Source organism: Methylobacterium sp. FF17 (assembly GCF_025813715.1).
Taxonomy (GTDB): Bacteria; Pseudomonadota; Alphaproteobacteria; order Rhizobiales; family Beijerinckiaceae; genus Methylobacterium; species Methylobacterium flocculans.
Genome location: NZ_CP107532.1, coordinates 3,055,057 through 3,080,109 on the forward strand (window position 1 = coordinate 3,055,057; position 25,053 = coordinate 3,080,109).

13 protein-coding genes, 15 pseudogenes and 2 other annotated features are annotated in these 25,053 nt (G+C 60.5%); of the genes and pseudogenes, 17 read left to right on the plus strand and 11 right to left on the minus strand.

Annotated elements, in window-relative coordinates:
- Positions 1-549: 549 nt before the first annotated feature.
- Positions 550-813 carry a hypothetical protein gene (locus OF380_RS14350; protein ID WP_264045127.1) on the plus strand — a complete coding sequence of 88 codons (264 nt, stop codon included), beginning with the start codon at positions 550-552 and terminating at the stop codon, positions 811-813.
- A gap of 78 nt (positions 814-891) precedes the next feature.
- On the opposite strand, the gene OF380_RS14355 is transcribed toward OF380_RS14350, so the two are convergent.
- From OF380_RS14355 to OF380_RS14365, 3 genes are read right to left on the minus strand one after another with little or no spacing between them, the layout of a single operon-like run.
- Positions 892-2,085: a glycosyltransferase gene (locus tag OF380_RS14355; RefSeq protein WP_264045128.1), complete on the minus strand. Its 1,194-nt coding sequence runs from the start codon at positions 2,083-2,085 to the stop codon at positions 892-894.
- Positions 2,082-3,794, minus strand: coding sequence for an FAD-dependent oxidoreductase (locus OF380_RS14360; RefSeq protein ID WP_264045129.1), 1,713 nt, complete (start codon positions 3,792-3,794; stop codon positions 2,082-2,084). The genes OF380_RS14355 and OF380_RS14360 overlap by 4 nt, the downstream gene beginning before the upstream one ends.
- Positions 3,791-4,660, minus strand: coding sequence for an aldo/keto reductase (locus OF380_RS14365; protein ID WP_264045130.1), 870 nt, complete (start codon positions 4,658-4,660; stop codon positions 3,791-3,793). The genes OF380_RS14360 and OF380_RS14365 overlap by 4 nt, the downstream gene beginning before the upstream one ends.
- A gap of 175 nt (positions 4,661-4,835) precedes the next feature.
- Between OF380_RS14365 and OF380_RS14370 the strand changes: the two genes are divergently transcribed.
- Entirely contained in the window at positions 4,836-6,002 is a 1,167-nt protein-coding gene (locus OF380_RS14370; protein WP_264045131.1) for a glycosyltransferase, read from the plus strand.
- Positions 6,003-6,374: 372 nt separating this feature from the next.
- Positions 6,375-6,776 (plus strand): annotated as a pseudogene (locus OF380_RS14375) (helix-turn-helix domain-containing protein); the annotation flags it as partial.
- Between the two features lie 167 nt (positions 6,777-6,943).
- Here the strand turns inward: OF380_RS14375 and OF380_RS14380 are convergent.
- A pseudogene (locus OF380_RS14380) lies at positions 6,944-7,538 on the minus strand (transposase); the annotation flags it as partial.
- Positions 7,539-7,722: 184 nt separating this feature from the next.
- Here OF380_RS14380 and OF380_RS14385 point away from each other — a divergent pair.
- The 3 genes and pseudogenes from OF380_RS14385 to OF380_RS14395 all read left to right on the plus strand — a co-directional run.
- A pseudogene (locus OF380_RS14385) lies at positions 7,723-7,854 on the plus strand (IS256 family transposase); the annotation flags it as partial.
- A 76-nt stretch (positions 7,855-7,930) separates the two neighbouring features.
- Positions 7,931-8,889: pseudogene (locus OF380_RS14390) on the plus strand (IS256 family transposase).
- 341 nt (positions 8,890-9,230) lie between these two features.
- Positions 9,231-9,785: a PilZ domain-containing protein gene (locus OF380_RS14395; protein ID WP_264045135.1), complete on the plus strand. Its 555-nt coding sequence runs from the start codon at positions 9,231-9,233 to the stop codon at positions 9,783-9,785.
- A 192-nt stretch (positions 9,786-9,977) separates the two neighbouring features.
- On the opposite strand, the pseudogene OF380_RS14400 reads toward OF380_RS14395, so the two are convergent.
- Positions 9,978-10,415, minus strand: a pseudogene (locus tag OF380_RS14400) (IS5 family transposase); the annotation flags it as partial.
- 71 nt (positions 10,416-10,486) lie between these two features.
- On the opposite strand from OF380_RS14400, the pseudogene OF380_RS14405 reads away from it, so the two are divergent.
- The 3 genes and pseudogenes from OF380_RS14405 to OF380_RS14415 all read left to right on the plus strand — a co-directional run.
- Positions 10,487-10,768, plus strand: a pseudogene (locus OF380_RS14405) (IS110 family transposase); the annotation flags it as partial.
- A gap of 46 nt (positions 10,769-10,814) precedes the next feature.
- A protein-coding gene (locus OF380_RS14410; protein WP_264045137.1) for an IS3 family transposase occupies positions 10,815-12,043 on the plus strand; the annotation gives its coding sequence in 2 pieces (ribosomal slippage) (positions 10,815-11,103 and positions 11,103-12,043; 1,230 coding nt in all).
- Positions 11,096-11,212, plus strand: a sequence feature (AL1L pseudoknot). (Overlaps the previous gene by 117 nt.)
- A gap of 40 nt (positions 12,044-12,083) precedes the next feature.
- Positions 12,084-12,836: pseudogene (locus OF380_RS14415) on the plus strand (IS110 family transposase); the annotation flags it as partial.
- A 254-nt stretch (positions 12,837-13,090) separates the two neighbouring features.
- On the opposite strand, the pseudogene OF380_RS14420 reads toward OF380_RS14415, so the two are convergent.
- Positions 13,091-13,411 (minus strand): annotated as a pseudogene (locus OF380_RS14420) (IS5 family transposase); the annotation flags it as partial.
- Between the two features lie 136 nt (positions 13,412-13,547).
- Between OF380_RS14420 and OF380_RS14425 the strand changes: the two are divergent.
- Positions 13,548-14,620, plus strand: a pseudogene (locus OF380_RS14425) (IS630 family transposase).
- 63 nt (positions 14,621-14,683) lie between these two features.
- Here the strand turns inward: OF380_RS14425 and OF380_RS14430 are convergent.
- Entirely contained in the window at positions 14,684-15,634 is a 951-nt protein-coding gene (locus OF380_RS14430) for a glycosyltransferase family 2 protein (RefSeq protein WP_264045138.1), read from the minus strand.
- A gap of 338 nt (positions 15,635-15,972) precedes the next feature.
- Here OF380_RS14430 and OF380_RS14435 point away from each other — a divergent pair.
- Positions 15,973-16,991, plus strand: a pseudogene (locus tag OF380_RS14435) (IS630 family transposase).
- On the opposite strand, the pseudogene tnpC reads toward OF380_RS14435, so the two are convergent.
- The 3 genes and pseudogenes from tnpC to OF380_RS14450 all read right to left on the minus strand — a co-directional run.
- A pseudogene (gene tnpC / locus OF380_RS14440) lies at positions 16,877-17,841 on the minus strand (IS66 family transposase); the annotation flags it as partial. The pseudogenes OF380_RS14435 and tnpC overlap by 115 nt on opposite strands.
- 39 nt (positions 17,842-17,880) lie before the next feature.
- Positions 17,881-19,109, minus strand: a protein-coding gene (locus OF380_RS14445) for an IS3 family transposase (RefSeq protein WP_264045137.1) whose coding sequence is annotated in 2 segments (ribosomal slippage) — positions 17,881-18,821 and positions 18,821-19,109 — 1,230 coding nt in all. Because the reading frame shifts where the segments join, the coding sequence is not laid out codon by codon here.
- Positions 18,712-18,828, minus strand: a sequence feature (AL1L pseudoknot). Its footprint overlaps the gene before it by 117 nt.
- Positions 19,110-19,159: 50 nt before the next feature.
- Positions 19,160-19,297, minus strand: a pseudogene (locus OF380_RS14450) (IS66 family transposase); the annotation flags it as partial.
- A 50-nt stretch (positions 19,298-19,347) separates the two neighbouring features.
- On the opposite strand from OF380_RS14450, the pseudogene OF380_RS14455 reads away from it, so the two are divergent.
- Both OF380_RS14455 and OF380_RS14460 read left to right on the plus strand, forming a co-directional pair.
- Positions 19,348-19,542, plus strand: a pseudogene (locus OF380_RS14455) (IS630 family transposase); the annotation flags it as partial.
- A gap of 115 nt (positions 19,543-19,657) precedes the next feature.
- Positions 19,658-20,794 (plus strand): IS701 family transposase, encoded by a 1,137-nt coding sequence (locus OF380_RS14460; protein WP_264045141.1) that lies wholly within the window; start codon positions 19,658-19,660, stop codon positions 20,792-20,794.
- 286 nt (positions 20,795-21,080) lie between these two features.
- Here OF380_RS14460 and OF380_RS14465 read toward each other — a convergent pair.
- Positions 21,081-21,306, minus strand: a pseudogene (locus OF380_RS14465) (transposase); the annotation flags it as partial.
- Positions 21,307-21,632: 326 nt separating this feature from the next.
- On the opposite strand from OF380_RS14465, the gene OF380_RS14470 reads away from it, so the two are divergent.
- The 4 genes and pseudogenes from OF380_RS14470 to OF380_RS14485 all read left to right on the plus strand — a co-directional run.
- Complete coding sequence (locus tag OF380_RS14470; protein ID WP_264045144.1) at positions 21,633-22,349, plus strand: sugar transferase; 717 nt, start codon at positions 21,633-21,635, stop codon at positions 22,347-22,349.
- 76 nt (positions 22,350-22,425) lie between these two features.
- The gene (locus OF380_RS14475; protein WP_264045146.1) at positions 22,426-22,656 is read left to right on the plus strand and encodes a hypothetical protein; all 231 of its coding nucleotides are present in this window, start codon (positions 22,426-22,428) and stop codon (positions 22,654-22,656) included.
- A gap of 105 nt (positions 22,657-22,761) precedes the next feature.
- Positions 22,762-23,925: an IS701 family transposase gene (locus OF380_RS14480; protein WP_264045148.1), complete on the plus strand. Its 1,164-nt coding sequence runs from the start codon at positions 22,762-22,764 to the stop codon at positions 23,923-23,925.
- 306 nt (positions 23,926-24,231) lie between these two features.
- Positions 24,232-24,469, plus strand: a pseudogene (locus OF380_RS14485) (transposase); the annotation flags it as partial.
- Positions 24,470-25,053 lie beyond the last annotated feature (584 nt).

The window sequence follows — 25,053 nt, forward strand, 5'->3', positions numbered from 1 at the left end:
AGCAACTCAATTCCCATAACCTCGAGACATTAAGCCGCCTGAGGTCATGTAAGATCATATTTTGTTGTAATAAAATGTACGGTGAATCGCTGAGTACTTATCTCAAAGGCAATTGAAAGAGGGCTTGATATAGCTGTCGTCGGTTAGGTCTCTCGATCGGCCGACGTCGATCTCTACCTGATTCCAGTGGACTTACTGGTCCAGTATGCGCTCGGCAAGATCCGGCACGTTGTCGGAATACAGCTTCCGAAGAAGTGCCTTTGAGAGAACGGAGGTGTTCCGCAAATCTGTCATCCACAAGGCTCAGAAGTTCGCTTTTGGCGTAAGCGAGAAGGCATCCAACTTGTGGCAATCAGGCTATCGGAATCCTTAACGGACGTCCGTCGAACAGGCAGTCAGAACACCCGCCAAGGGCGGCCCAACAGCGCCAACCCGTTTAATAAGGAAAACCGTCAATTCCGATAATGTTGTACTTCTTCACACGGAAACTTCGACTCTGGTATCCTCCAGCTAATTATACAGATCGCCGCGATCGTATGGAGCGCCCTCGTGCGCGCACTCCCCGCAAGAAGAACCGAACGTCGTGGATCCAACGGAACTGGCTGGCAGCTGGCCATCGCATTTGCCCAGAGCATCAAGGAGGCTTGCCACCACTCGGTAGAGGGCTTCGTTTCTAACGGAGATTGCCTGCTCAAGAACATTCCTATATTCGCCCTTTCGGCCTCAAACTTCGGAAAAGAGTTCTTTATCTCTGAACCTCTGATAAGCAAACCTACTTGGAATCGAGCTGAAAATTTTCATACAGCACAATAGCCTCCCCCCATTTGTTCTGAGGAAAAGTTCAAGTTTCTTGTTGCAGCATCAGAACCGAGAATTTTTTAGGAACCGGGTTCACTGATTCATTTCATTTAGTGCTTTCAAGAACAATTGCCCATTTCGATTCCAATCGAACAGGTGGTCGGCAGCGGCAAAGGCGTTCCTCTGCATCGCGCTCAGTGTCGCGTGATCGTCCGATACAGCTACAATCTTCCTAGCAAGATCTTGACTTTCATTGGCAATGATGAAATGGTCTGTTAAAGTCTTAGGTAGTCCGTGCAACGTGCCCTGTAAAGCAGCCACTGGCACACCGTTGAAGATATAGTCCAGCGTCTTCAGCTTGAAACCGCCGCCTATTGCGTCAATGGTTAAGGCGCAAAAAGCCCCGTTTAGTGCGTCCGGAAGGTTCGGGACAAAGCCGAGGAAATTAACATCAGGGAAGCTAGCCGACCACTTTGCTAGGACGTCAGCAGGTATCGAGCCAGCTACGTTGAGAGTGATACCCGCGTGAGAAAGGATCGGGATCGCATCATGCATGAAGGCTTCAAGGTTCAGTTGCTTCGCAATCCAGTGAAACGAGCCCACAATTACTACACGCTTCGTACCGCCAACGGAAAGAAGTTGGCGCTTTGGCGAACGTGGGCCAGCATATCCGGGAGGAAGCGCTAAACTAAGGTGCCGTGCGTCGAGCAGACGAAAAGCCTTCGCATCGTCTTCTGTAAGAGTTACTATGAGGTTCGAAGCACGAGTAAGAGCTTTTTCCGCCGCTTTGGTCTTGAAGTGGTTTAGCCAAAGTGCAAATTTCTTTACCGGATTGCCTTTGTAGCCACTTGCGATCAAGGCAGTTAGTTCGGTCTCGTAGTCGTGCGCAACGTGAATAATTCTAGGGACATTTTTGCCCAAACGCTTCAACTCCGGCAAGGCCCAGACTAATGCGTACTGATCCAGGACCACGGCATCGAACCTGCTTCCAGAGAGGGTCTTGCGTAGAGTACTCCTGTAGGAGGCAGTCGCAAAACGCGCGGCAACCAGCGGCATAAGGCTGAACAGTGCCAAAACCTTCCAGCGCGGTCTTCCAGGTATTCTTATCCACCGAACCCTTGACTCCAACACTCTGACGTCGCCAGGCTCATCATCAGGATTCGATAGACCCAAAAAATCAACGATCGCACCCGAGCGCGCAACAGCCCCGATAAGTTCAGCTGAATAGATTCGGTCGCCACTATTGAGCGGTAGCGGAACGATACGGCCGAGCCAGAGGATTTTCACTGATCGACGCTCCTGGTGTCGGTCTCGCGCTTAGGTAGCGTTCGTTTGAGGTGATCCGCCAGGCGCAGTGTTAACGCCAACGCGGTAAGCGTAGGATTGGCGTGGCTGCAAGTAGGGAAGATCGCACTACCAACCGCATATACATTGTCAACTTCGAAGACTCTGCAATCAGAATCAACTACGCCGGTTCTTTCGTCGCAGCCCATTCGAACTGTACCAATATGGTGCCCGCCTACCGGCCCGCAATTCGACAGTAGCTCCCTTAGGTTACGCTGACCAAAATCGATGCATCCTACACCGGCATGCCGTAAGGCCGCATCAACCTCCAGATAGCTTTCTTCAATCGAGGCAACATCTTGCTCGGTTGCCTTCCATGACACATTCAATTTCAGTTGACCGAAGTGGTCGCGCTGATCGCTTACAGTAACTCGACTATCTGGATTAGGCTCCTGTTCTGCATTGAAGTCGACCGGATAGGCCCCGTTGGCGTCTTGCAGCGCAACGTAGGGAAGGCGGCGATACTTCAAATGGCGTCCTAAAATCCATTTTGGGATGAACGCCGCAAGCGTTGGCATTCCTGTAATAACGTTTAGTACATGGCGGCGCCAGAAGTCGACACCCTTCGGCATCTCTTCCAACGCGACTAGTTCGGTGCTGGTAATTTTACGGCGGTACTCGGGTAAGATAAACTGCTTTGCAAAATACATCAGAGAAAGAACTGCATTCCTATGACTCGGATCCACAGGATTCGCGTGATGAAGCCGAAAAATCGTATTGCGCAAGTTTCGTTCGTTCTGGGCTTTGTCGGAAAGCCGCAAACGACGGCGCGCAAATACGCCATCAATCGTTCGCTCAAAGTTCCATGCAACACGCCGCGACCCTGGCGTTAGACGCAATTTACCCACTGTTCCTTCGATGTGGCACATGTAGAAGCGCCCTAATAAGTCATGGCTGTTGCCTAGCCCAGCGGAATGATCGCGTGTGGAAGCAGCGAACAGTCGAACCGTCTCTAGACCTCCACTCGCCACCACAAAAACTTTAGCCGCCACTGTAAACCGATTTCCGGAGGAGGTCGCAAACTTTCCGACGTCCACATGCCCACCACCGTTTCTGGTCTCTAGCTCAATGCAAGTGGACTCGATGACGATGCGCAGGTTGTGCTGGCTGAGCAAAACTTTGCTGTAACGTCGCGCGAAGTTTGTCGGTGGGCTGTAACGCTCAATTCCCCCTTCCAAGGTAAGGTTTACCCCGCCACTGATTTCAAGGCCTTCGATGAATGGCTCACTCGAACAAAGAGCGTTCTCGCCGAACTTGAAAGCACCAGCTTCACACTCATGCAATGCGTCGTCATAGAACCGGGCAACGTCTCCATATCTTATCGGCCATCCGCTATAAGGAACGTAGTTGCGTACTTCAAAATCGATCGGATCGAACGGGATGCAACGACCGCCCCAAATAGTTGAAGAGCCGCCAAATCGGCGTTCTCGATACATATCAATTGGTGGGTGATTGCTATCTGGATCAATCTCACCTGTATTTAGTTTTTGGGCATCAGCCGTAGCTTTTAGGCCGCCACTTTCCATGAGCAAGACATCGATGCCGTCTGCAGCCAGGATTCTTGCTAGAGTGATACCCACCGGCCCAGCGCCAACAATGCAAACATCGGCGCCTAGACGAGTGTTATTAGGAACACTTCGACCATCAATCATCGTTTGAAGGATTCCATTTTAGGAGGATATTTGATCCCATCGACAACCTCCTGGAGATGACTCAGCTTCGTCGTCCCGAGTAGGACCCACGATATTTCAGGTTTCGCAAGCAAGGATCGCGTCAGCGCAGTTATTTCACCACCTCTACTAGCCTGTGAGACATTCGAATTGGGCGTGATTATTGAATTATTCCGTCTGGCTATTAATATCTTACCTTTTTCTGTTGCCTGCTCAAGAAATGCAACTGTTTCAGGCTCCAAACCGACGGGAAATTGAATGATTTCGATTCTTTCGTCATATAATGCGTCAAAAGCTGTAGTTAATTCCTCACACGATACCCCAATTTTACGAACCTTGCCTGCTACTTTAAGTTCTGCGAGCGTCCCGATCGCTTCGCGTTCACGCAAAATGTCCGAAGAAGGACTATGAAGCAGGTAGGCGTCAAGCGAATCAGTTCTAAGGCGTCTTAAACTGCGTTCAGCGGCTTTAGTAAGATAGGCCGGCGAAAAGTCTTGCGGTAGCATTCCGGAACGGGCATTCCTCAAACCGTTCCGCGTAAAGCTGAGAGAGCGCACGATAGGCGCAAGCGCTTTCTTAAATGGATTGATCGTACGCCACGGCTGCGGAAAAAACTGCCCCCCCTTGGTCACGATCAACACCTCACTGCGGTGTCTTCCTAACTTGTTTCCAAGAATCTGCTCGCTTTCGCCTTGTCCGTATACATCTGCGGTGTCAAACAGACGAACGCCCAGGTCTACCGCCCCACGAATGAGCATCTCCGCCTCTCGAGAGCTCGCACCAAGCAAAGATCCCAGCCGGTTACAACCAAGCCCCAACTGGGCCGGCGTTGGGGAAAATTCTGTCACAATTCCTCCTTCGCTCTTTTTGCATCAATCGATTCGTCTTCGCCTTTTGGGAGTCGTTGCTTTCGTTCACTCTTCACGTCATAGCGCTGGTCGGTGTAGGAAGCAAACGCTCGAAACGGGATCATCGGCCAGGTACCTGCTAACATTCAACATCTTAAGAAAGAAGGTTGCGTTGATGAACTCTGAGCTTAAAATTCTTGTATGTCAGGATAGCTTAATGTTCGGTGGGCATGAAAGAATGTTCCTTTCGCTTGTCCCCGTTTTGCTCGAGCTAGATTGGCTGGATAGTTTGGTGATTTGTGTTCCCTCTGCCAACTTTGCCTTCCTGCAAGCTCTCGATCAGGCCAAATTGCCGCGCTTACGTGTCCGACAACTCCGCTATTCGAAGGTGCGTGGCGAGCCCTACCGCGCGCCGCTGCGTTGGATGTACCGCCGGGAGATGGACACAGTGCTCTCGGAGGAGATGCCCGCGCTTGTCTTGCTCTTGCAGGGACGCATTGAGAATGCCTTGGTTCCCATGCTTGCAGCTCGCAAGGCGCGGATTCCTATATTTTCTTATCTACCTATGGCGCACGGAACGTCCGAACTAGGGTACCGTAATTTTACGCCGGCTATCACTCGGACGCTCGACTGGATTCGGAGCTACTATTATCGTTTACCTGATGGCTACGCGGTGCCGTCATCGGCCGTTGAGCGCCAGTTGCGCTCCCGCGGTGTCACAGCGCGTATCGACGTGGTACCCAATGTCGTCCCGCTAATTCCCGCCTCATCATCCCGCGCGGATGTCCGCGTGAAGCTCGGTATCGCACTTGACGAAAGGCTGGCACTTTTTATTGGTCGCATCGATCGGCATCAGAAGGGGCTTGACCTCCTTATAGAAGTAATCGCCAGGTCCGTTCCAGTTGACCAGAGGTGGCGGTTCGCCTTTGTCGGCGATGGACCTGATGCATCTTGGCTGGATGACGCATTAGAGACAGCGGGCCTTCTTCCCCAATGCCGGCGGATTAATTGGACTGATAACCCCAGCGATTGGTATACGGCTTCCGACGCGATTGTGATGCCCTCGCGCTTTGAAGGAGTGCCGCTAACCATGATCGAGGCGCTCCTCCACGACCGACCTGTCCTCGCCTCCGAAATTGACGTGTTCCTCGACTACTTACCGCGCGAAGGACTTGTGCGATTTGATGAAACTTTGAATATCTTCGACGCCCTTAATTTTATCTGCAGCGCTTCACTTAAGGAAAAATACGCTATCGCCACGACGAAGATACGCGCTGAGTGTGATCTGGATCTTTCTCGACGGCTCTTCGCAGAAGCAGTTAATCAAGTACTGAAGTTCTAAACTCATAGCCCTCTCACTCGGGGCTTCAGGCTCAAGGGACTTAGGGCCGATGTTTCCTGATCCCGATGAGTCACTTGCGCAGGTCACGCTCCTATCTTCGCGTTCAGCGCTGAGCCGGTGCATAATAGGCTCGACGCATGTTGAGTGAGCGTGTGACATAATCGGAAGTTCGAGAGAAGCCGATTGAAATGCTATTTTAGATCTGCTCGGAGGGGTTGCCTCAAAGCCACATCTGACAAAGCGACAAGCGGGATAGGTGCGGGTTGCCGGTGGCCCACAGACGAATGCGGTCAAACGCGGTCATAGGTGTTCTGCTAGATTTTTTGTCCCGCTGTGTGGTTTTACGACTGATGCCGCATGCAGGGACGCGCTATGGGACAGGTTCTCCACGGCAGCGCCGCGACGACTGCGACGGTCCGTCGAGCAATGCAAGCTCGTCAGGTAAGCGTGAGGGCTGCGGCCAAGCGCTATGGTATTAGCCCCACGACGGTGCAGAAGTGGCGCTCGCGCCAGACCAGCTCGGATGCGCGGAATGGGCTGAAGGAGCCCCGCTCCAGCGTGCTCAGCCTGGAGGACGAGGCGGTCATCGTCGCCTTCCAGCGGCACACCCTGCTGCCGCGCGACGACTGCCTTTAAGCGCTGCAGCCGAGCCTGCCGCATCTGACCCGCTTGTCGCTGCGTCTCTGCGTGCAGCGTCACGGCATCAGCTGCCTGCCGGATGTCAACGGCGACAAGCCCAAGCGCTCGCGCTTCAAGGCCTACCTGTTCGGACACCTCGAAGAACCGTGCAATGGCGGGGTTTGACCGTCTGATTGACCCCGCCCGGAGCTTCGGCGTCCTCGGACTGGCGTTCTGGCAGTCTGGCAGTGGTGGTGAGGGGGCATAGGGTCCGCCCCGACCATCCCTCGGGCCGCCACCGGCCGGGCTTCGAGCCAGAGGAAGCGCTTGAGGTTGTAGGCGAGGTTGGTGAGCCCAATCTTGGTCCGGGCTCGAGCCAGGCCGATGGTGCGCACGAACAGGCCAAAGCGGTGCTTGTGGCCGGCAAATACCGTCTCGACCGCCGAGCGGACCTTGGAGCGGGCGCGGTTGGCCTCGCGCTGCGCCGGCGTCAGGTCGTGGCCGGGCTGTCGCCGGAAGTGGATCTTCGAGCGCCGGCCATGCTTGGCCAGCTGAGCCTCGTTGGTCTTCGAGCGGTAGGCGGTATCGGCGAGAGACCTCGCTCGCCGTGCTGGCCGCGTCGAGGACGTTGGCCAGTTGCGTCCCGTCGTGAGCGGCCGCGCTGGTGACGGTGAAGCGGCGGACAAACCCGTGCTTGCGGTCGATCGAGACATGCGTCTTGTACCCGAACACCGGGATCGCGATCTCAACCTTGGCCTTGGTGCCGTCCGCCTTTGCGGGCCGCGCCTTGGCCCGCTTTAGGGTCCAGCGGGCATCGCGGTCCTTCTGCGCGAGCTTCTTCGGTTTGGCCGCCCACGCGTCAGGGATCCTGCCCTCCCTGAGAGCCGCCTTCTCCGCATCGGTGTTGTGCTGACGTGGGCGCGATGGTCGCGATGGTCGTGTCCCAGGCGGTGGTGTAGCTGACGGGTGGTCATCGGCGATTGCCGGGTAGGGTCGGGTTGCGACGACCAACCCCGAACCCGAGAGACCCCCGATGACCGACGAGATGATGACCCTGCGCGGCCTCATGGAGAAGAGCGCCGATGCGGATTTGCTGCGCGAGATGATCGGCTTTGCGGCCGAGCGCCTGATGGAGCTGGAGGTGGGCGGCCTGACCGGGGCGGCCCAGGGCGAGAAGAGCGTCGAGCGCCTGGTCCAGCGTAACGGGTATCGCGACCGGGACTGGCAGACGCGCGCCGGCACGGTGGAGTTACGTATCCCCAAGCTGCGCAAGGGCTCGTACTTCCCTGGCTTCCTTGGAGCCACGACGCATGGCCGAGAAGGCGCTCACGGCGGTGATCCAGGAGGCCTACATCCAGGGGATCTCGACCCGCTCGGTCGACGATCTCGTCCAGGCCATGGGTGGTACCGGCGTGTCGAAGAGCCAGGTGTCGCGCCTGTGCCAGGAGATCGACGAGCGTGTGGGCGCGTTCCTCGACCGCTCCATCGAGGGCGAGTGGCCGTATCTTTGGATCGAGCGACCTACGTGAAGGTTCGCCAGGACGGGCGCATCGTCTCGGTGGCGGTGATCGTGGCGGTCGGCGTGAACACCGACGGCCGCCGCGAAGTCCTCGGCATGGACGTCGGCCCGTCGGAGGCCGAGACGTTCTGGACGGCGTTCCTCCGGAAGCTGGCGCGCCGGGGCTTGCGTGGTGTGAAACTGGTAATCTCGGACGCTCACGAGGGCATCAAGGCCTCGGTCGCCAAGGTGATGAACGCCACCTGGCAACGGTGCCGCGTCCACTTCATGAGGAACGTGCTCGCCCATGCCGGCCGCTCGGGCCGCCGCGTCGTCTCAGCCTTCATCGCCACCGCGTTCGCTCAGGATGACGCGGAGGCGGCCCGTCAGCAATGGCGGCGGGTCGCCGATCAACTCCGCCCCAAGGTGCCCAAGCTCGCGACCCTGATGGACACGGCCGAGCCCGACGTGCTCGCCTACATGGGCTTCCCGGCCGCTCATCGGGTTAAGCTCCACAGCACGAACCCCCTCGAACGACTGAACGGCGAGATCAAGCGCCGGACCGAGGTCGTGGGTATCTTCCCCAACGAGGCTGCCATCAAACGTCTCGTCGGCGCAATCCTGCTCGAACAGAACGACGAATGGGCCGTCCAGCGCGGCCGCTACATGACGCTGGAAAGCATCGCCCCGATCGGCGATGATCCTCTCGTCAGGGAGCAGCTATCCTATCCTTCTCAGACTTGGGAGCCCAAAGAGAGAATCAGACTTTGACGGCTGCGCCACCCCACATCAGTCACGCTCAAAGAGGTCTGGTATGACCGCCGCAATTCTCCAAGCCGCGCTCCATCCAGTTGGCGCTAGTGGTGCTCACTACATCTCTATAGCATTGCGCCGACGCCGTAAGTTTGTATCGCCTCTGAGGAGGTCCTCAGTACTGCAGATAACGGTTGGCACTGATAGACCGGGCTGCAACCACGTCGTTCTACCCCTCAGAGTAAATGTTCCACATCCATGCAAAATTATTTATACGAACATTTTAATTTTTAATTTACCCGCCCGTTCGGATATTGGTAGGCAGACGATGCAATATGGCAACAGTTTAGAGGTGCACAATGTACGATCGGCGACGCGTTCAAAGACAACAGTGCAGCCTCGAAGCAAGGATCTTCATTCCGCGTTCCAGCAGCCCGATTCCTTGCGTGATCACGGACATCTCGTCTCACGGAAGCTTCTTGCGTACGCCGAAGAACATCTCGATCCCCGCGAACTTCGATCTTTCTATTGGTAGGAGCAGCTTACCACGGGCATGTCGCCTTGCTCGCCGAGAAGCTGATGGCTTTGGTGTCGAGTTCCTCGATCCTGTCCGTCACGAAGTCGAGGAGATCCTCATCGAGACTGCGTTCAAGGAGGAGTTGCTGTTTGAGGCTCTCAGCCCAGCCTTAGACGGTGAAGTCACAATGACCCAGGTTCGGCTCCGTCGAGCGGTGAACGCAGTCATGGACCTGATCGAGCGCCGCAGCGCCCTGGGCTGGGACCACATCGCGCATCTGTCAGACCCGTTGGAGCGGAGGCACCAGACGCTTCGCGATGCTGGTAAGGCTCTGGGACACGCCTCACCCGCAAGGCTTCCCGCACCCGTTTCGGGTGAGGGCAAGGGTCGCCATTAAGCGGCTATGTGACCGCGGCGCCACGACCGATGGTTCTTGTTTGTTCAACAGGCTAAAGGCCTCTCGTCTTGAAAATTGATGGGTCAGATAGAGGGTGCAAACCCGCCTCTGGTACCGTCCCATGCTGATCGCCTCCCGCTCCGTCAACCTCCAATATCTCGAGGTTGCCGCTGTGCTAGGTTGGGGACTCATTCAGGTCCATGCGACGACACAGGAAACGAGCGCGACGGCGGCCATATAGTTGCAGGACAATCGGTCATAGCGAGTGGCGACGCGGCGCCAATTCTTGAGGTGGCCGAACAGGCGCTCGATCCGATTGCGCCGCCGGTAGGCGATCCGGCTGTGCTTGTAGGGGACCGTCCGAGTGGACGTCGACGGGATGGTGGCAGTCACCTTGCGGCTCTTCAGCCAATCTCTCAGGCTCTGCGCATCATAGGCCTTGTCGGCGATCAGGCGTTTGGGCGGCACAACGGCCTGCAGCAGCGGCAGCGCCATCGTGATGTCGGCCACGTTGCCGGGCGTCAGGGCGAACGCAACCGGTCGGCCACGACCATCGGCCAAGCAATGGATTTTACTCGTGAAGCCGCCGCGCGAGCGGCCGATGGCCTGGCTCCAGGCCCCCCCTTTATGGATGGCCCGCCCCTCACTGGGCTTCACTGCTAGGTTTGCAGTGTGGCTCACACGAGGGATGGAGCGGACCGATGGCCATTGCGATACTCGGGATCGATCTGGGCAAGAACAGCTGCAGTGTGGTCGGGCAGGATGCGACCGGTCGGGTCGTCCTGCGACGCCGGATGCGACGCGAGACGGTGATGACCTTTGGCGCGACGCTTCCACCTTGCATCATCGCCATGGAGGCGTGCTGTGGCGCGCATCACATGGGCCGGGCGCTCGCCGCTCAAGGCCACACCATCCGGCTGATGTCGCCGGAATACGTGCGCCCCTACGTCAAGGCCCAGAAGAACGACGACCGTGACGCTGAACCGCCCCGGGATTTTCGGAGGCTCCAACACTTGAGAGACTGGAGCCATGACGAAGCATATCCCACCCTTCTCCCCTGAGGTCCGCGAGCGGGCGGTCAGGATGGTCCAGGAGCATCAGGGCGAGTACGGCTCGCCCTGGGCCGCGATGCAATCGATCGCTGCCAAGATCGGCTGCTCGGGCGAGACGCTGAGGAACTGGGTTCGGCAAGCCGAGCGGGACCAAGGTCAGCGGGCTGGCCCGACGACGGACGAGCGCGAGCGGATCAAGGCGCTGGAGCGGGAGGTTCGCGAACTCCGGCAGGCGAACGAGATCCTGAGGAAGGCGAGCGCGTATTTTGCGATGGCGGAGCTCGACCGCCCGTTCAAACGATGAAGGCGTTCATCGACGAGTACCGCGATGCCTACGGGGTCGAGCCGATCTGCAAGGTGCTGCCGATCGCCCCGTCGACATACCATGCTCATGCCGCACGGCGCGCCGATCCCAGCAGGCTCCCGGCACGGGCCCGGAGCGACGCGGCGCTGATGGTCGAGATCCAGCGCGTGTTCGAGGCGAACTTCCACGTCTACGGCGTACGCAAGGTCTGGCGGCAACTCGGCCGGGATGGGATCAGGGTGGCCCGGTGCACCGTCGCCCGACTGATGCGGGCGATGGGCCTGAAGGGTGTCGTGCGGGGCAAGACGGTGCGGACGACGATCCCCGATCCGGCAGCGAAGTGCCCGCTCGACCGGGTCAACCGCCAATTCAAGGCCCCGCGCCCGAACGCCCTGTGGGTCGCGGATTTTACCTACGTCGCGACCTGGTCCGGCTTCGTCTATGTGGCCTTCGTGATCGACGTCTTCGCCCGCCGCATCGTCGGCTGGCGGGTCTCTCGAACCGCCCGCGCCGCCTTCGTGCTCGATGCCCTGGAGCAGGCCCTGCACGAGCGTCGCCCCCTCCAGGGCGGCGGGCTCGTGCATCATAGCGACAGGGGCTCGCAGTACCTGGCGCTGCGCTACACCGAGCGGCTCGTCGAGGCTGGGGTCGAGCCCTCCGTCGGCAGCGTCGGCGACTCCTACGACAATGCCCTTGCCGAGACGATCAACGGCCTATTCAAAGCCGAAGTCATCCTTCGGTGCGGCCCATGGCGGAGCTTCGAGGCCGTCGAGTACGCCACCCTCGAATGGGTCGACTGGTTCAATCACCGCCGGCTGCTCGAACCCATCGGGAATATCCCTCCCGCCGAAGCCGAAGCGCACTACTATGCCCAGACCGAGGTGCAAGCCTTGGCCGCTTGATCCAAACCAGACAGCCTCCGGGAAACCCGGGGCGGTTCACGCCGAGGCGATCGCAGAGGCTGCGACGCGTCCGACTATGCGGTTCGTCGCGCTGAAGTCGGAAGCGCAGCTCGACATGCAGACTCTGCACCGGGTGCGCGACCAGCTCGTGGGCGAACGCACGGCCTTGATGAACCAGATCCGGGCTATCCTGCTGGAGCGTGGCCACATCGTCCCGCAAGAACGTGCCAAGCTTGCCGCCAGGCTGAACACCCTGCTCGATCCCGACACCGCCGCGGACATCACGCCACGAATGCGCAGCCTCGTGGCCGACGTGCGGGAACGTTGGCAGTCCCTCGACGAACGCATCGCAACGCTCGATGGCGAGTTCGCCGAACAGGCCCGGACCGACGAGAGTGCTCGCCGGCTCACCACCATCCCGGGCATCGGTGCACTCAACGCCACAGCGCTGATTGCGGCGATCGGTGACGTGGCCACCTTCGCCCGCGGGCGTGATCTGGCGGCCTGGCTCGGCCTCGTGCCGCGGCAAGTCACGACTGGCGGACGACCCAAACTCGTCGGCATCACCAAGCGCGGCAGCAAGTACCTGCGCAAGATGCTGATCCAGGGTGCACGGGCGGCGATGCCGACCCTTCGCAAAAGCGATACGCGGATCGGCCAATGGCTCCGGGGCCTGCTGGCGCGGGCGCACGCCAACACCGCCGTCGTTGCGCTAGCAGCCAAGATGGCTCGGACCGTCTGGGCGCTGCTGCGCCACAAACGCGTCTATGAGCCGGCGGCGGTGGCTGCCTGAACCGAGCTTGGTCGGCGAAGCCTTCGTCGGCCTCACCATGTCTGCGAGCGGCGAGAGGAAGATGGCCTGACAGTCGATCGGTGTTCTGGAAGCCTCTGGCGTAAAATGGCGCTCGACGCCGCCCCCTTTATGAGGACCAGGACGCGCGGATCTCCATCTTGGCCAACGGCATCGCCGAAAGGCCGGATACGTTTATGCAGACTGCTCAGACCAGCGGATCATCAGCCACTTGCGGACGGGGCGGGCCATACGTTACCGCCATGCGCCGAGCGGTGCGACTTGACGTAGGTACTGTCGATGGCGGCCGCCTCGCCACCCCATCCGCCCTTGGCCAGCGCGGTCAGCATCGCCCGCCAAAAGTCACGGCGGGACCAGCGATTGAAGCGGTTGTAGACGGTCGTGCGCGGACCATACGCTGCCGGGCAGTCGCGCCAGCGGCAGCCCGAGGTCAGCACGTGCAGGATGCCGGAAATGACCTGCCGATCGTCGTTCCGTTCCGGCCCAGGCTGGTTCTTGGGCATGAACGGTTCCATCACCGCCCACTGCTCATCCGAGGGCCAGAACAGGTCCGCCATCGCCGCCTCCGTGCTGCAAACGGCGGCTCTGAATCACAAAACCAGAACTCTCGCAACGTCTTGGTTCGCTTCACACCCCAGTGCAGTGACGCGGACGGAGGATTCACGCGGACGATGAGACGTGTGAGTCTGGGCAATGGCTCAGACGGTATGCGTGCTCCTCGATACGACCGGCGCGGTACGGCTGGCTGCGATTGCCAGCGACCGCTCCCGCCCGCTCAAACACACCCAGCGCGCCCGCATCGTCCTGCGCTCGGCCGAGCGCTTGAGTGTCCAAGACGTCGCTCGGCGGGCGGGCGTCAGCCGCCCGGCCGTATGGCGCTGGCAGCGGCGCTACGCCGAGGCGGGCGTCGAAGGTCTGCTGCGCGACAAGACGCGTCCGCCCGGGACACCACCCCATTCGACCGAGACGGTGGCCGAGGTGCTGGCGCTGACCTGCTCGGAGCCGCCGGGCGAGGTCACGCACTGGACCGGCCGTGCCGTGGCCCGCGCTGTCGGGAACTCGTTGCGCGCCGTGCAACGGATCTGGGACGCTCACCGCCTCCAGCCGCATCGACTGCGCACGTTCAAGCGCTCGCGCGACCCGGCCTTCGCCGCCAAGGTCGAGGATGTCGTCGGCCTCTACATGGCTCCACCCGCCCACGCGGTGGTGCTGTCCCTCGATGAGAAGAGCCAGATCCAGGCACTGGAGCGGACCCGCCCTGACCGTCCGCTCGCCACAGGCCATCCCGTCGCCCAGACCCACGACTATACCCGTCACGGCACCACGACGCTGTTTGCCGCCCTCGACGTCCTGGCGGGCACCGTGCTCGGCCGCTGCATGCAGCGCCACCGGAACGGTGAGTTCATCCGGTTGCCGGGACGCCGTCGAGGCTGCCGTCCCGCCCGGCAAGGCGCTCCACGCGATCCTCGACAACGTCGCCACCCACGAGCATCCGAAGGTACGCGCCTGGCTCGCCCGGCACCCGCGGCTTCACCTTCCACTTCACTCCGACCTCGGCCTCGTGGCTCAACGCCGTCGAGGGCTTCTTCTCAGCGCTGACCCGTCGTCGGCTGCGACGCGGCTCCTTCACCGGCGTCGTCGACCTGTAGGCAGCGATCAAACGCTACATCGCCGAGCACAACCGGAACGCCAAACCCTTCGTCTGGACCAAGCCAGCCACCCACATCCTCGCCGCAGTCAGCCGATCCCCTGAACCATCCGTCTGAGTCAGTGCACTAGGATATTCGGAAGCGCAGCCCAAATTCTGCTCTATGGGTTAGTCTGAATATTTACGACAGATTTCGCTGTATTACGCGGATGGCGTGACCGATTGCCTTGTGAGGTTGAAGCAGCGCTGCCGACATGAGGCGAAAAAGTGCGCTGAAACGACGACCAGCGGCTCTATCGAATTTGGAGGCCTGCTGAAATGTTCGCGCTTTGATTTTCAATCGATAGGCTATTTGTTGAGTGTAGGGCATTGCGCCAATCAAGACCTTAAGATTACGGGGATCATGCTCCGCCTCACCCTGGCGCCGGCGATAGAAATTCGTTCGGACAAGCTCAGACATTTCGATTTGCCGAATTAATTTCTGATTTGAGATACTCCCTCTATGGACCCTGTATTTCATCAATACCTCAGGTATAACCAGGCCCGGTGCGCCGCTGGTGATAAAACGACCAAAAAATTCCGTGTCCTCGCATGGCTCGTAATCAGCTTTATATCCTCCTATAGCTCGAGCGGAGTCAGTACGAAACGTTACAGTTGGATGAGTGTATGTGACGATTTCTTGACGCTTAAGCATCATATTTAGCGCGTTATGTGTTCTCGGCTCTGGATGATACTCCCCATATACAATGTCATTCTCGTCAATGAATTTCATAAAGCTGGCGCAGAAACCAAGTTCGGGATTTTCCTGAAGAAAGCGTACTTGCGCTTCGATTCGATGAGGTAGCATTAGATCATCTGCATCCATGCGTGCAACAAACTGCCCGGAAGCTGCTACGATTCCTCTATTTAGCGCCGCAGAAATACCACCGTTTTTTTGTGAAATCAGTAATATTCTATCATCATATGTCTTTATTTCGTTTAATATTTTCCAACTGCTATCAGTAGAGCCATCGTTAATAATTAATATTTCGATATTGCGGTAAGTCTGATCTTGAACACTTTTTATTGCCGCGCGAAGGTAGCGCTCTGCATTGTATACAGGGATGATAACGCTAACTAGAGGGTGTATCATTTTAGTGACCTTGTTGTAGGATGTTGTTTTTGGGGAAAATACACCCGGCGATACGCTTATGGGCTTGCTCGATCTTTACTGGTATCCACCTTGTATGTCCTTTGAAGTAAGAGCATAAAGTCATTGACCATATGTTCCTCAAGGCCTGCTGAGGTAGCTACCGAATCGTCGCAAAAAGGGATAGCGAAAACAGAAAATCGGATTATGTGCCGGTCGCCAAACGCATGTCTGTCCGGACTTGGTAGCGCGATACTAATACCGATCGGCGCTGACGCGGACTCACGGGGTTTCGCGTTTGCGTTGGATCTGATTCGATGGGGCGAGTCGGCTGGTTTGCCATGTCTGCCGCCATCCCCCTGCGAGACGATTTTACCGCTTCCGAGCTTCGGAAGTTGGCGAAGGCCAGCTGGGATGCCGGTCAGAGCGGGCGTCTGCTGGCCCTGCCGGAGGTCTACGATGGCGGGAGCCGCACGGACGCTGCCCGGATCGGGGCGGTGGGCCTTCAGACGGTGCGCGATTGGGTCCTGGCCTTCAATGCACGCGGGCCGGACGGGTTGATCGACGACAAGGCGCCGGGCCAGGTGCTCAAACTGACCACCGAGCAGCGCCGAGCGCTCGCCGCCATCGTGGAGCGCGGCCCCGATCCGGACCGGGACAACGTGGTGCGCTGGCGACTGAAGGATCTGGCCGCCTGGATCCAGACCAGCTTCGGGGTGAGCCTGGACGAGAGTTCGGTCGGTCGCGTGGTCAAGGCGCTCGGCTTCCGCAAGCTCTCGGCGCGTCCCCGGCACTATGCCCAGGACCCGGCCGCGCTGGCCGCGTTTAAAAAAACCTGCCCGCCGAACTGAGCGCGATCCGGGCGCGACTGCCGCCGGGCACGCCCATCGAACTCTGGTGGCAGGACGAGGCCCGAGTCGGCCAGAAGAATACCCTGCCGCGCCGCTGGGCGCGCCGCGGGACACGGCCCACAGCCCCCAAGGATCAGCGTACGGAATATGCCTGAATCTTCGGGGCGATCTGCCCTGAGAAGGGCAAGCGCGCCAGCCTCGTCCTGCCCCGCTGCAATGCGCAAGTGATGAACGCGCACTTGGTCAAGATCAGCCTCGCCGTCGATCCCGGCGCCCATGCCGTGCTGATGCTCGACGGCGCCGGCTGGCACGTCGCCGGCGACCTCGTCGTGCCCGACAACATCAAACTGTTGCAGCTCCCAGCCGTAATTACCCAGGCCTGTGACGGCTGGGATCAGGCACCGACAGTCTTGAGGATGGTGCCGAATGGGCTGTGGCCTGCGAGGCGTGCTGTATCGACGACGGTGCGGATGGCGGCCTCGCCCTCGGCGGCCCACATCGCGCGGTAGCCGTTGGTCACCTTCCGCTGGACGACCGCTGGGCGCAGCAGTCGCTCTGAGCCGTTGTTGGTCGGTTCGACCGCGCCGGGATGGGCGAGGAAGACAAGGAGCTGATCACGCGCCCGTCCGATCTTGGCCTGCAGGTCGCGGGTCAGGTCGCAGCGGCTCGACGTGGCGAGGATGGCGCCGAGCTGTCGATCCAAGGTCCGGCGCTTGGCGGCGCGCGTCGAGGCGGCCAGGTCGGTGACGCGCTCGGCCAGCGCGAATACCGTCTGCAACCAGAGCTGCAATCGCCAGGGCACGGGATCGTCGCTGACCTCGACGATCGTTGCCGACGTCGCGGGCGAGATGGGCGAGGCAGGTCTGGTGCGCGGCGGCATGACCCTGCTGGGCGGTGTAGCGGTCCGAGATCCACACCGCGGGCCGGTGGCCGTCCATCATCTCCCGTATCACGATGGCGCCCCACGTCGGCGAGGCCGTGTGCACCACGGCGTCGGCCGCGTGGAACACCCAGTGATAAGCGTTGCTGCCCTCGATCCGGACGCCGGTCTCGTCCGAGGCGATCACAGCGGCCCGGCGTAGCGTCGAGACGGCCTCCTCGCGACCGGAGCGGAAGTGCCTCTGCGCGCGCTGGAGCAGGTTCATCAGCCCGCCCTGGCTGAGCGTCAGACCGAACAGGTCCGACAAGGCTGCCTGCAGTCGCTCGTAGGACAGCGCGAGGACACGTCTTGAGATACGTCGCCACCGCATGCAGCCGTGGGCCGAACGGCGTGCCCCGCGCTGACTCCGGCACCGGCGCGACGACCCGCACCCCGCAGGTCGGGCAGTGCACGGCCAACCGTCGATGCTGCGTCACGACTGAACCGCCCCGGGTTTCCCGGAGGCTGTCTGGTTTGGATCAAGCGGCCAAGGCTTGCACCTCGGTCTGGGCATAGTAGTGCGCTTCGGCTTCGGCGGGAGGGATATTCCCGATGGGTTCGAGCAGCCGGCGGTGATTGAACCAGTCGACCCATTCGAGGGTGGCGTACTCGACGGCCTCGAAGCTCCGCCATGGGCCGCACCGAAGGATGACTTCGGCTTTGAATAGGCCGTTGATCGTCTCGGCAAGGGCATTGTCGTAGGAGTCGCCGACGCTGCCGACGGAGGGCTCGACCCCAGCCTCGACGAGCCGCTCGGTGTAGCGCAGCGCCAGGTACTGCGAGCCCCTGTCGCTATGATGCACGAGCCCGCCGCCCTGGAGGGGGCGACGCTCGTGCAGGGCCTGCTCCAGGGCATCGAGCACGAAGGCGGCGCGGGCGGTTCGAGAGACCCGCCAGCCGACGATGCGGCGGGCGAAGACGTCGATCACGAAGGCCACATAGACGAAGCCGGACCAGGTCGCGACGTAGGTAAAATCCGCGACCCACAGGGCGTTCGGGCGCGGGGCCTTGAATTGGCGGTTGACCCGGTCGAGCGGGCACTTCGCTGCCGGATCGGGGATCGTCGTCCGCACCGTCTTGCCCCGCACGACACCCTTCAGGCCCATCGCCCGCATCAGTCGGGCGACGGTGCACCGGGCCACCCTGATCCCATCCCGGCCGAGTTGCCGCCAGACCTTGCGTACGCCGTAGACGTGGAAGTTCGCCTCGAACACGCGCTGGATCTCGACCATCAGCGCCGCGTCGCTCCGGGCCCGTGCCGGGAGCCTGCTGGGATCGGCGCGCCGTGCGGCATGAGCATGGTATGTCGACGGGGCGATCGGCAGCACCTTGCAGATCGGCTCGACCCCGTAGGCATCGCGGTACTCGTCGATGAACGCCTTCATCGTTTGAACGGGCGGTCGAGCTCCGCCATCGCAAAATACGCGCTCGCCTTCCTCAGGATCTCGTTCGCCTGCCGGAGTTCGCGAACCTCCCGCTCCAGCGCCTTGATCCGCTCGCGCTCGTCCGTCGTCGGGCCAGCCCGCTGACCTTGGTCCCGCTCGGCTTGCCGAACCCAGTTCCTCAGCGTCTCGCCCGAGCAGCCGATCTTGGCAGCGATCGATTGCATCGCGGCCCAGGGCGAGCCGTACTCGCCCTGATGCTCCTGGACCATCCTGACCGCCCGCTCGCGGACCTCAGGGGAGAAGGGTGGGATATGCTTCGTCATGGCTCCAGTCTCTCAAGTGTTGGAGCCTCCGAAAATCCCGGGGCGGTTCAGGATTGCTCGCGCCGCTCTTTGCGGTCTGTGGCGGGCGGCTTCGAGGACGTGCGCGAGGTCTTGTCCGGACGCTGCAGACGCAGCACCAGCTCGATCAGTTCCTCGCGGCTCAACCGCTCAAGATCGCTGCGCCCCATCCTACGAAGGAATCAGCGAAACCCGACCCGCGCAAGGGCCTGGGTAATTACTCCCAGCCCGTGCTCCGAAACTCAACCCGGTCGAGAACGTCTGGCAATTTCTGCGCGACAACTGACTCGGCGACCGGATCTTCACGTCCTACGAGGACATCGTCGACCGATGCTGCGACGCCTGGAACAGGCTGACTGCCCAGCCTTGGAAGATCATGTCCCTCGGACTGCGCGACTGGGCATATCGGTTATGATCAGCGCCGATTGGTATTAGCTCGACTTTGGCCATTTCGACATGTCGCGGAACGCGCTGGGTGACGAAGCGGGCGTGATGGATAGGCTGATGGTGTCCCTCGCCAGAGACGCCTCATGCCGCACCTGCCTGCCTGCTTCGCCGGGATCATCCTGTCCTTCGCTCCGCTGTTCGTCCACCGTTCGTGGCGACACGCTCAGGAGCTGCTGATCGGTGCGATCCTCTGTCCGGGCCGGCGCACGGTAGCGAGCGTGCTGCGGATCACGGGCCGGGCACGCGACCGCCATTTCGTGAACACCCACCGGGTGCTCAGCCGCGCCGCATGGTCTCCCCATGCTGGAGCCCACATGCTGCTTCGGCTGCTCGTCGAGGCCTTCGTCCCACACGGCCCCGTAGTGCTGGCGCTCGACGACACGATCGAGCGGCGCTGCGACCGCCGCATCCAAGCCCGCGGGATCTACCGTGATCCGGTGCGCTCGTCCGGTGCCCATTTCGTCAAGACGATCGGCCTGCGCTGGATGAGCCTGATGCTGCTCGCACCCATCCCCTGGGCCGGTCGGGTCTGGGCGTTGCCGTTCCTGACTGCCCTCGTTCCGTCCGAGCGCGCCTGCCGGGAACAAGGCCGTCGGCACAAGACCCTGCTCGATGTCGGACGGCAGATGGCCTTGCAGGTAAGGCGCTGGCTGCCGGGGCGCGATCTCGTGCTGGTCGGCGATAGCGCCTTCTCGGCCTTGCTGTTTCTCGATGCTCTGCGCCGCGGCGGTATCACCGCCATCACCCGCCTGCGCCTGGATGCGGCTCTCTACGATCCAGCGCCTCCAAGGCTTCCTGGTACAATCGGGCGCCCGCGCAAGAAGGGTGTGCGGCGGCCAACCCTGTCCAAGATCCTGACCGACTCGGGTACCATCTGGCAGCAGGTGAGCGTGCCGGGCTGGTACGGCACAGGTGAACGCAGGATCGAGATCGCCTCGGCCACCGCCGTCTGGCATCATTCCGGTCTACCAGCAGTGCCGATCCGCTGGGTTCTGATCCGCGATCCCGAGAACCGCTTCGAGCCGCAAGGGCTGCTCTGCACCGACACCGCACGAGACCCGACCCAGATCGTGACGTGGTTCGTGCGCCGCTGGCAGGTCGAGGTTACCTTCCAAGAGGCACGGACCCATCTCGGCGTCGAGACGAGAGCGCCAGTGGTCCGACAAGGCCATTGCCCGCACGACGCCCTGCCTGCTCGCCACCCGGCTGACAGCACGTGAGAGGCGGCAGATCGCGACGACAGCGTGGTACCCCAAGCCGCAGCCTACATTCTCGGACGCCCTCGCAGTCGTCCGCTATACGATCTGGCGCGAAGAGGGTTTATCGACGTCACGTCGCAAACGCGACCGCAGGAAACCTCGGTTCCGCCTGCCGCCACCCTGGGCCTACGCCCTCTGCCAAGCAGCTTGATTGGCCAAAGTCGAGCTAAGCTGCGCTTCGAGTAACGAGGCGTTTCAGCGGTAGCGAATGAATGCCATGATGAAAAACGCCTGGAGCCGCATCCGATCAGGGTGGGTCAAAAGCATCGTAGCCTGCGGCCACGAGGTAGTTGCGGCATTCGTCCGGTGTGAAGCACGTGAAGGCCTGTTTGAGCGTGTTGCAAAGGTCCGCGACCGTGCGGGCGGCCTGGGCACGCAAGCGAGCTTTGAGCTTGGGCAAAGGCCAGTTCGATCGGGTTCAAGTCTGGCGAGTACGCCGGCAGGTAGAGCAGCTGGGCGCCAGCCGCCTCGATGCCCCAGGGGCCGGAGCCCCACTGCTGCCATGATCATCGCGCCGCACAATGTGACAACCAGCAATCGCTCAACTCCGCTTTATCGTAAGTTGATACATATAAATCATGGAGCGGGCTATCAATCAGAGAATATGAAGTATCTTTCTATTTATGAAAGATTGTCACAAACTGTGATGATGATTTCTACTTATGTCACGTACGGGAGGCGCACCTAGAGACTCACGATTGATGACGTCCACGCTTGTGCGATGGCGAAGACATCGTTATAGGTTTCGCATTAACGGTGACTTAACCATGTAAATCCGTTCCTCGCGAGGAGATCGCTGATGCTGCGTGAAGCCGGACATCCTATTGCCTCTGTGGAGATTGCGTCGCAGCATCTCGCAGAGGTTGTAACTCGCGGGGTGCTCCCATCGAAGCAGGCACAGGGTCTGGGGCGCATTGGTAAGCGCAGCCTCGACATTGGCGTTGCGGGAACAGCATTGTTCCTCCTCCTTCCGCTGCTTCTGCTGATTGGTCTGCTTGTCTGGGCGGGTGATCGCAAGGCACCCATCTTCCGGCACATGCGGATTGGACGCGATGGCCGCCGCTTCGGCTGCCTTAAGTTCCGATCCATGGTCACCGATGGTGATGCCGTACTGCGTGCGCATCTAGCAGCCAACCCAGCCGCTCAGCGCGAATGGGAAGAGACGCATAAGCTCACCAACGATCCGCGTGTGACGCCTCTGGGGTCGGTCCTGCGTAAGACCAGTCTGGACGAATTGCCCCAACTTGTGAACGTCATGCGCGGCGAAATGAGTTTGGTCGGCCCTCGCCCGATCGTCGCGGCCGAGATCGAGCGCTACGGCGCGGCCTTTCCCACCTGCTTCTCAGTCACACCTGGGGTTACTGGTCTGTGGCAGGTGTCGGGGCGCAGTGATTGCTCATATGCCGAACGGGTAGCGCTGGACCTTGACTACGCTACACGCTGGAGCTTCTCGCGCGATATTGCCATCATGCTGCGTACTATTCCTGCCGTGCTGGCCCAGCGCGGCAGCCGCTGACGCCTGTCATATTGTTACGGCTATCCCAAGCAGGATAGGACGCTGGCCCGCCGTAACGGTTGCCGGAGGCGCGGTGATGAAGGCCCTGCTACTGAATACGTTACTGGGCCTCGGTTTAGGTCGCTTTGGTTCAATCTGGCTGGCTACGGTGTTCGTGCCGATCGTTGCCGCTGAGGTGTCCTACGGCGTGTACGTCTATCAGCTCAGCCTCGGCGCGTGCCTCAGACGCGGCGTGACGCTGTTGCTCTGCGTCGAGCTCGCCTTCCTTCTCGGCGCACTCATGCGCCCAATGCGTGACGAAACCTGAAGGCTCTCAGCTCGACTTTGGCCATTTCGACATGTCGCGGAACGCGCTGGGTGACGAAGCGGGCGTGATGGATAGGCTGATGGTGTCCCTCGCCAGAGACGCCTCATGCCGCACCTGCCTGCCTGCTTCGCCGGGATCATCCTGTCCTTCGCTCCGCTGTTCGTCCACCGTTCGTGGCGACACGCTCAGGAGCTGCTGATCGGTGCGATCCTCTGTCCGGGCCGGCGCACGGTAGCGAGCGTGCTGCGGATCACGGGCCGGGCACGCGACCGCCATTTCGTGAACACCCACCGGGTGCTCAGCCGCGCCGCATGGTCTCCCCATGCTGGAGCCCACATGCTGCTTCGGCTGCTCGTCGAGGCCTTCGTCCCACACGGCCCCGTAGTGCTGGCGCTCGACGACACGATCGAGCGGCGCTGCGACCGCCGCATCCAAGCCCGCGGGATCTACCGTGATCCGGTGCGCTCGTCCGGTGCCCATTTCGTCAAGACGATCGGCCTGCGCTGGATGAGCCTGATGCTGCTCGCACCCATCCCCTGGGCCGGTCGGGTCTGGGCGTTGCCGTTCCTGACTGCCCTCGTTCCGTCCGAGCGCGCCTGCCGGGAACAAGGCCGTCGGCACAAGACCCTGCTCGATGTCGGACGGCAGATGGCCTTGCAGGTAAGGCGCTGGCTGCCGGGGCGCGATCTCGTGCTGGTCGGCGATAGCGCCTTCTCGGCCTTGCTGTTTCTCGATGCTCTGCGCCGCGGCGGTATCACCGCCATCACCCGCCTGCGCCTGGATGCGGCTCTCTACGATCCAGCGCCTCCAAGGCTTCCTGGTACAATCGGGCGCCCGCGCAAGAAGGGTGTGCGGCGGCCAACCCTGTCCAAGATCCTGACCGACTCGGGTACCATCTGGCAGCAGGTGAGCGTGCCGGGCTGGTACGGCACAGGTGAACGCAGGATCGAGATCGCCTCGGCCACCGCCGTCTGGCATCATTCCGGTCTACCAGCAGTGCCGATCCGCTGGGTTCTGATCCGCGATCCCGAGAACCGCTTCGAGCCGCAAGGGCTGCTCTGCACCGACACCGCACGAGACCCGACCCAGATCGTGACGTGGTTCGTGCGCCGCTGGCAGGTCGAGGTTACCTTCCAAGAGGCACGGACCCATCTCGGCGTCGAGACGAGAGCGCCAGTGGTCCGACAAGGCCATTGCCCGCACGACGCCCTGCCTGCTCGCCCTGTTCTCCATCGTCACCCTGCTCGCCACCCGGCTGACAGCACGTGAGAGGCGGCAGATCGCGACGACAGCGTGGTACCCCAAGCCGCAGCCTACATTCTCGGACGCCCTCGCAGTCGTCCGCTATACGATCTGGCGCGAAGAGGGTTTATCGACGTCACGTCGCAAACGCGACCGCAGGAAACCTCGGTTCCGCCTGCCGCCACCCTGGGCCTACGCCCTCTGCCAAGCAGCTTGATTGGCCAAAGTCGAGCTCAGACTCCGTGTTCAAACGGGCTGAACAGCTTAGCTGTTGGGTGAGCGGCGGGCATCGTGGGTGTTGAGAGAGTGTCTGACGTTCACCCAGGAACCCCGATGTGGACGCCCACCGCTCGCGCCGAGCTTGCGCGCGAGAGCCTGCCTTACGTAACCAATTCCAGCGATGCCGAGTGGGCGGTGCTTGCGCCGCTTCTCCCTACGCCTCCCAGCACAAGGGCGTCCGTGGCGCCGGTCGCTGCGTGCCGCCTTCTATGGCATCTTGTACGTGCTACGAACAGGATGCGCCTGGCAGCATCTGTCGTTGGACTTCCCGCCGTGGGGCATGGTGCATCGTTCAGGCAGAGGCGGCGGGCTGATCCACTGATCGCTCTTGAGGAGGAGGAATGGATAGGGCGCCCCTAAACCCAGGATCACCTTGAGCGGGTGATAGAAGATGCTGCAACGACCTTGCGCGGGCAGCCGGCCGCGTGGTTCGTAGTCGGTGCCCCCCCGTTGATCCGCTGAAGGACGCGCTCAAGATTTCCGGGACCGTGCCCGCCGGTAAGCAACGCTGAGCGCGCCGCTCGAAGATCGTTCCGCGCCAGGCGTTCTTGCACAGCCTCAACGACGAGAAGGACAAACCGGAGAACTGTGCCGTGCCAATCTATTCCAATTAGGCGACCCGTGCTATAATCTGTTTCTATATAACTGGCTCTAAGTAATAATATCAATAATTCTTCTATTTCCAGATATTTACAAAAAAACAACCATTTGGCGATTTATCGAAGATTCAATTACACATTGATTGTGGAGCAAAGCGCGTAGCAATAGATAACCATAGGCTCAAATACAATTCACTTATATATTATGACTAATAGAAAATTTTCCCGGAAGTGATAACGCTTCTATGACTGTTCAATGTCGAGCATGACGCGAACA

What these genes read in the sequence shown, in the direction of transcription:
- OF380_RS14360 (WP_264045129.1), bottom strand. Translation starts at nt 3,794, where the DNA reads ATGATTGATGGTCGAAGTGTTCCTAATAACACTCGTCTAGGCGCCGAT.
- OF380_RS14370 (WP_264045131.1), top strand. Translation starts at nt 4,836, where the DNA reads ATGAACTCTGAGCTTAAAATTCTTGTATGTCAGGATAGCTTAATGTTC.
- OF380_RS14395 (WP_264045135.1), top strand. Translation starts at nt 9,231, where the DNA reads ATGTACGATCGGCGACGCGTTCAAAGACAACAGTGCAGCCTCGAAGCA.
- OF380_RS14430 (WP_264045138.1), bottom strand. Translation starts at nt 15,634, where the DNA reads ATGATACACCCTCTAGTTAGCGTTATCATCCCTGTATACAATGCAGAG.
- OF380_RS14460 (WP_264045141.1), top strand. Translation starts at nt 19,658, where the DNA reads ATGCCGCACCTGCCTGCCTGCTTCGCCGGGATCATCCTGTCCTTCGCT.
- OF380_RS14470 (WP_264045144.1), top strand. Translation starts at nt 21,633, where the DNA reads ATGCTGCGTGAAGCCGGACATCCTATTGCCTCTGTGGAGATTGCGTCG.
- OF380_RS14475 (WP_264045146.1), top strand. Translation starts at nt 22,426, where the DNA reads ATGAAGGCCCTGCTACTGAATACGTTACTGGGCCTCGGTTTAGGTCGC.
- OF380_RS14480 (WP_264045148.1), top strand. Translation starts at nt 22,762, where the DNA reads ATGCCGCACCTGCCTGCCTGCTTCGCCGGGATCATCCTGTCCTTCGCT.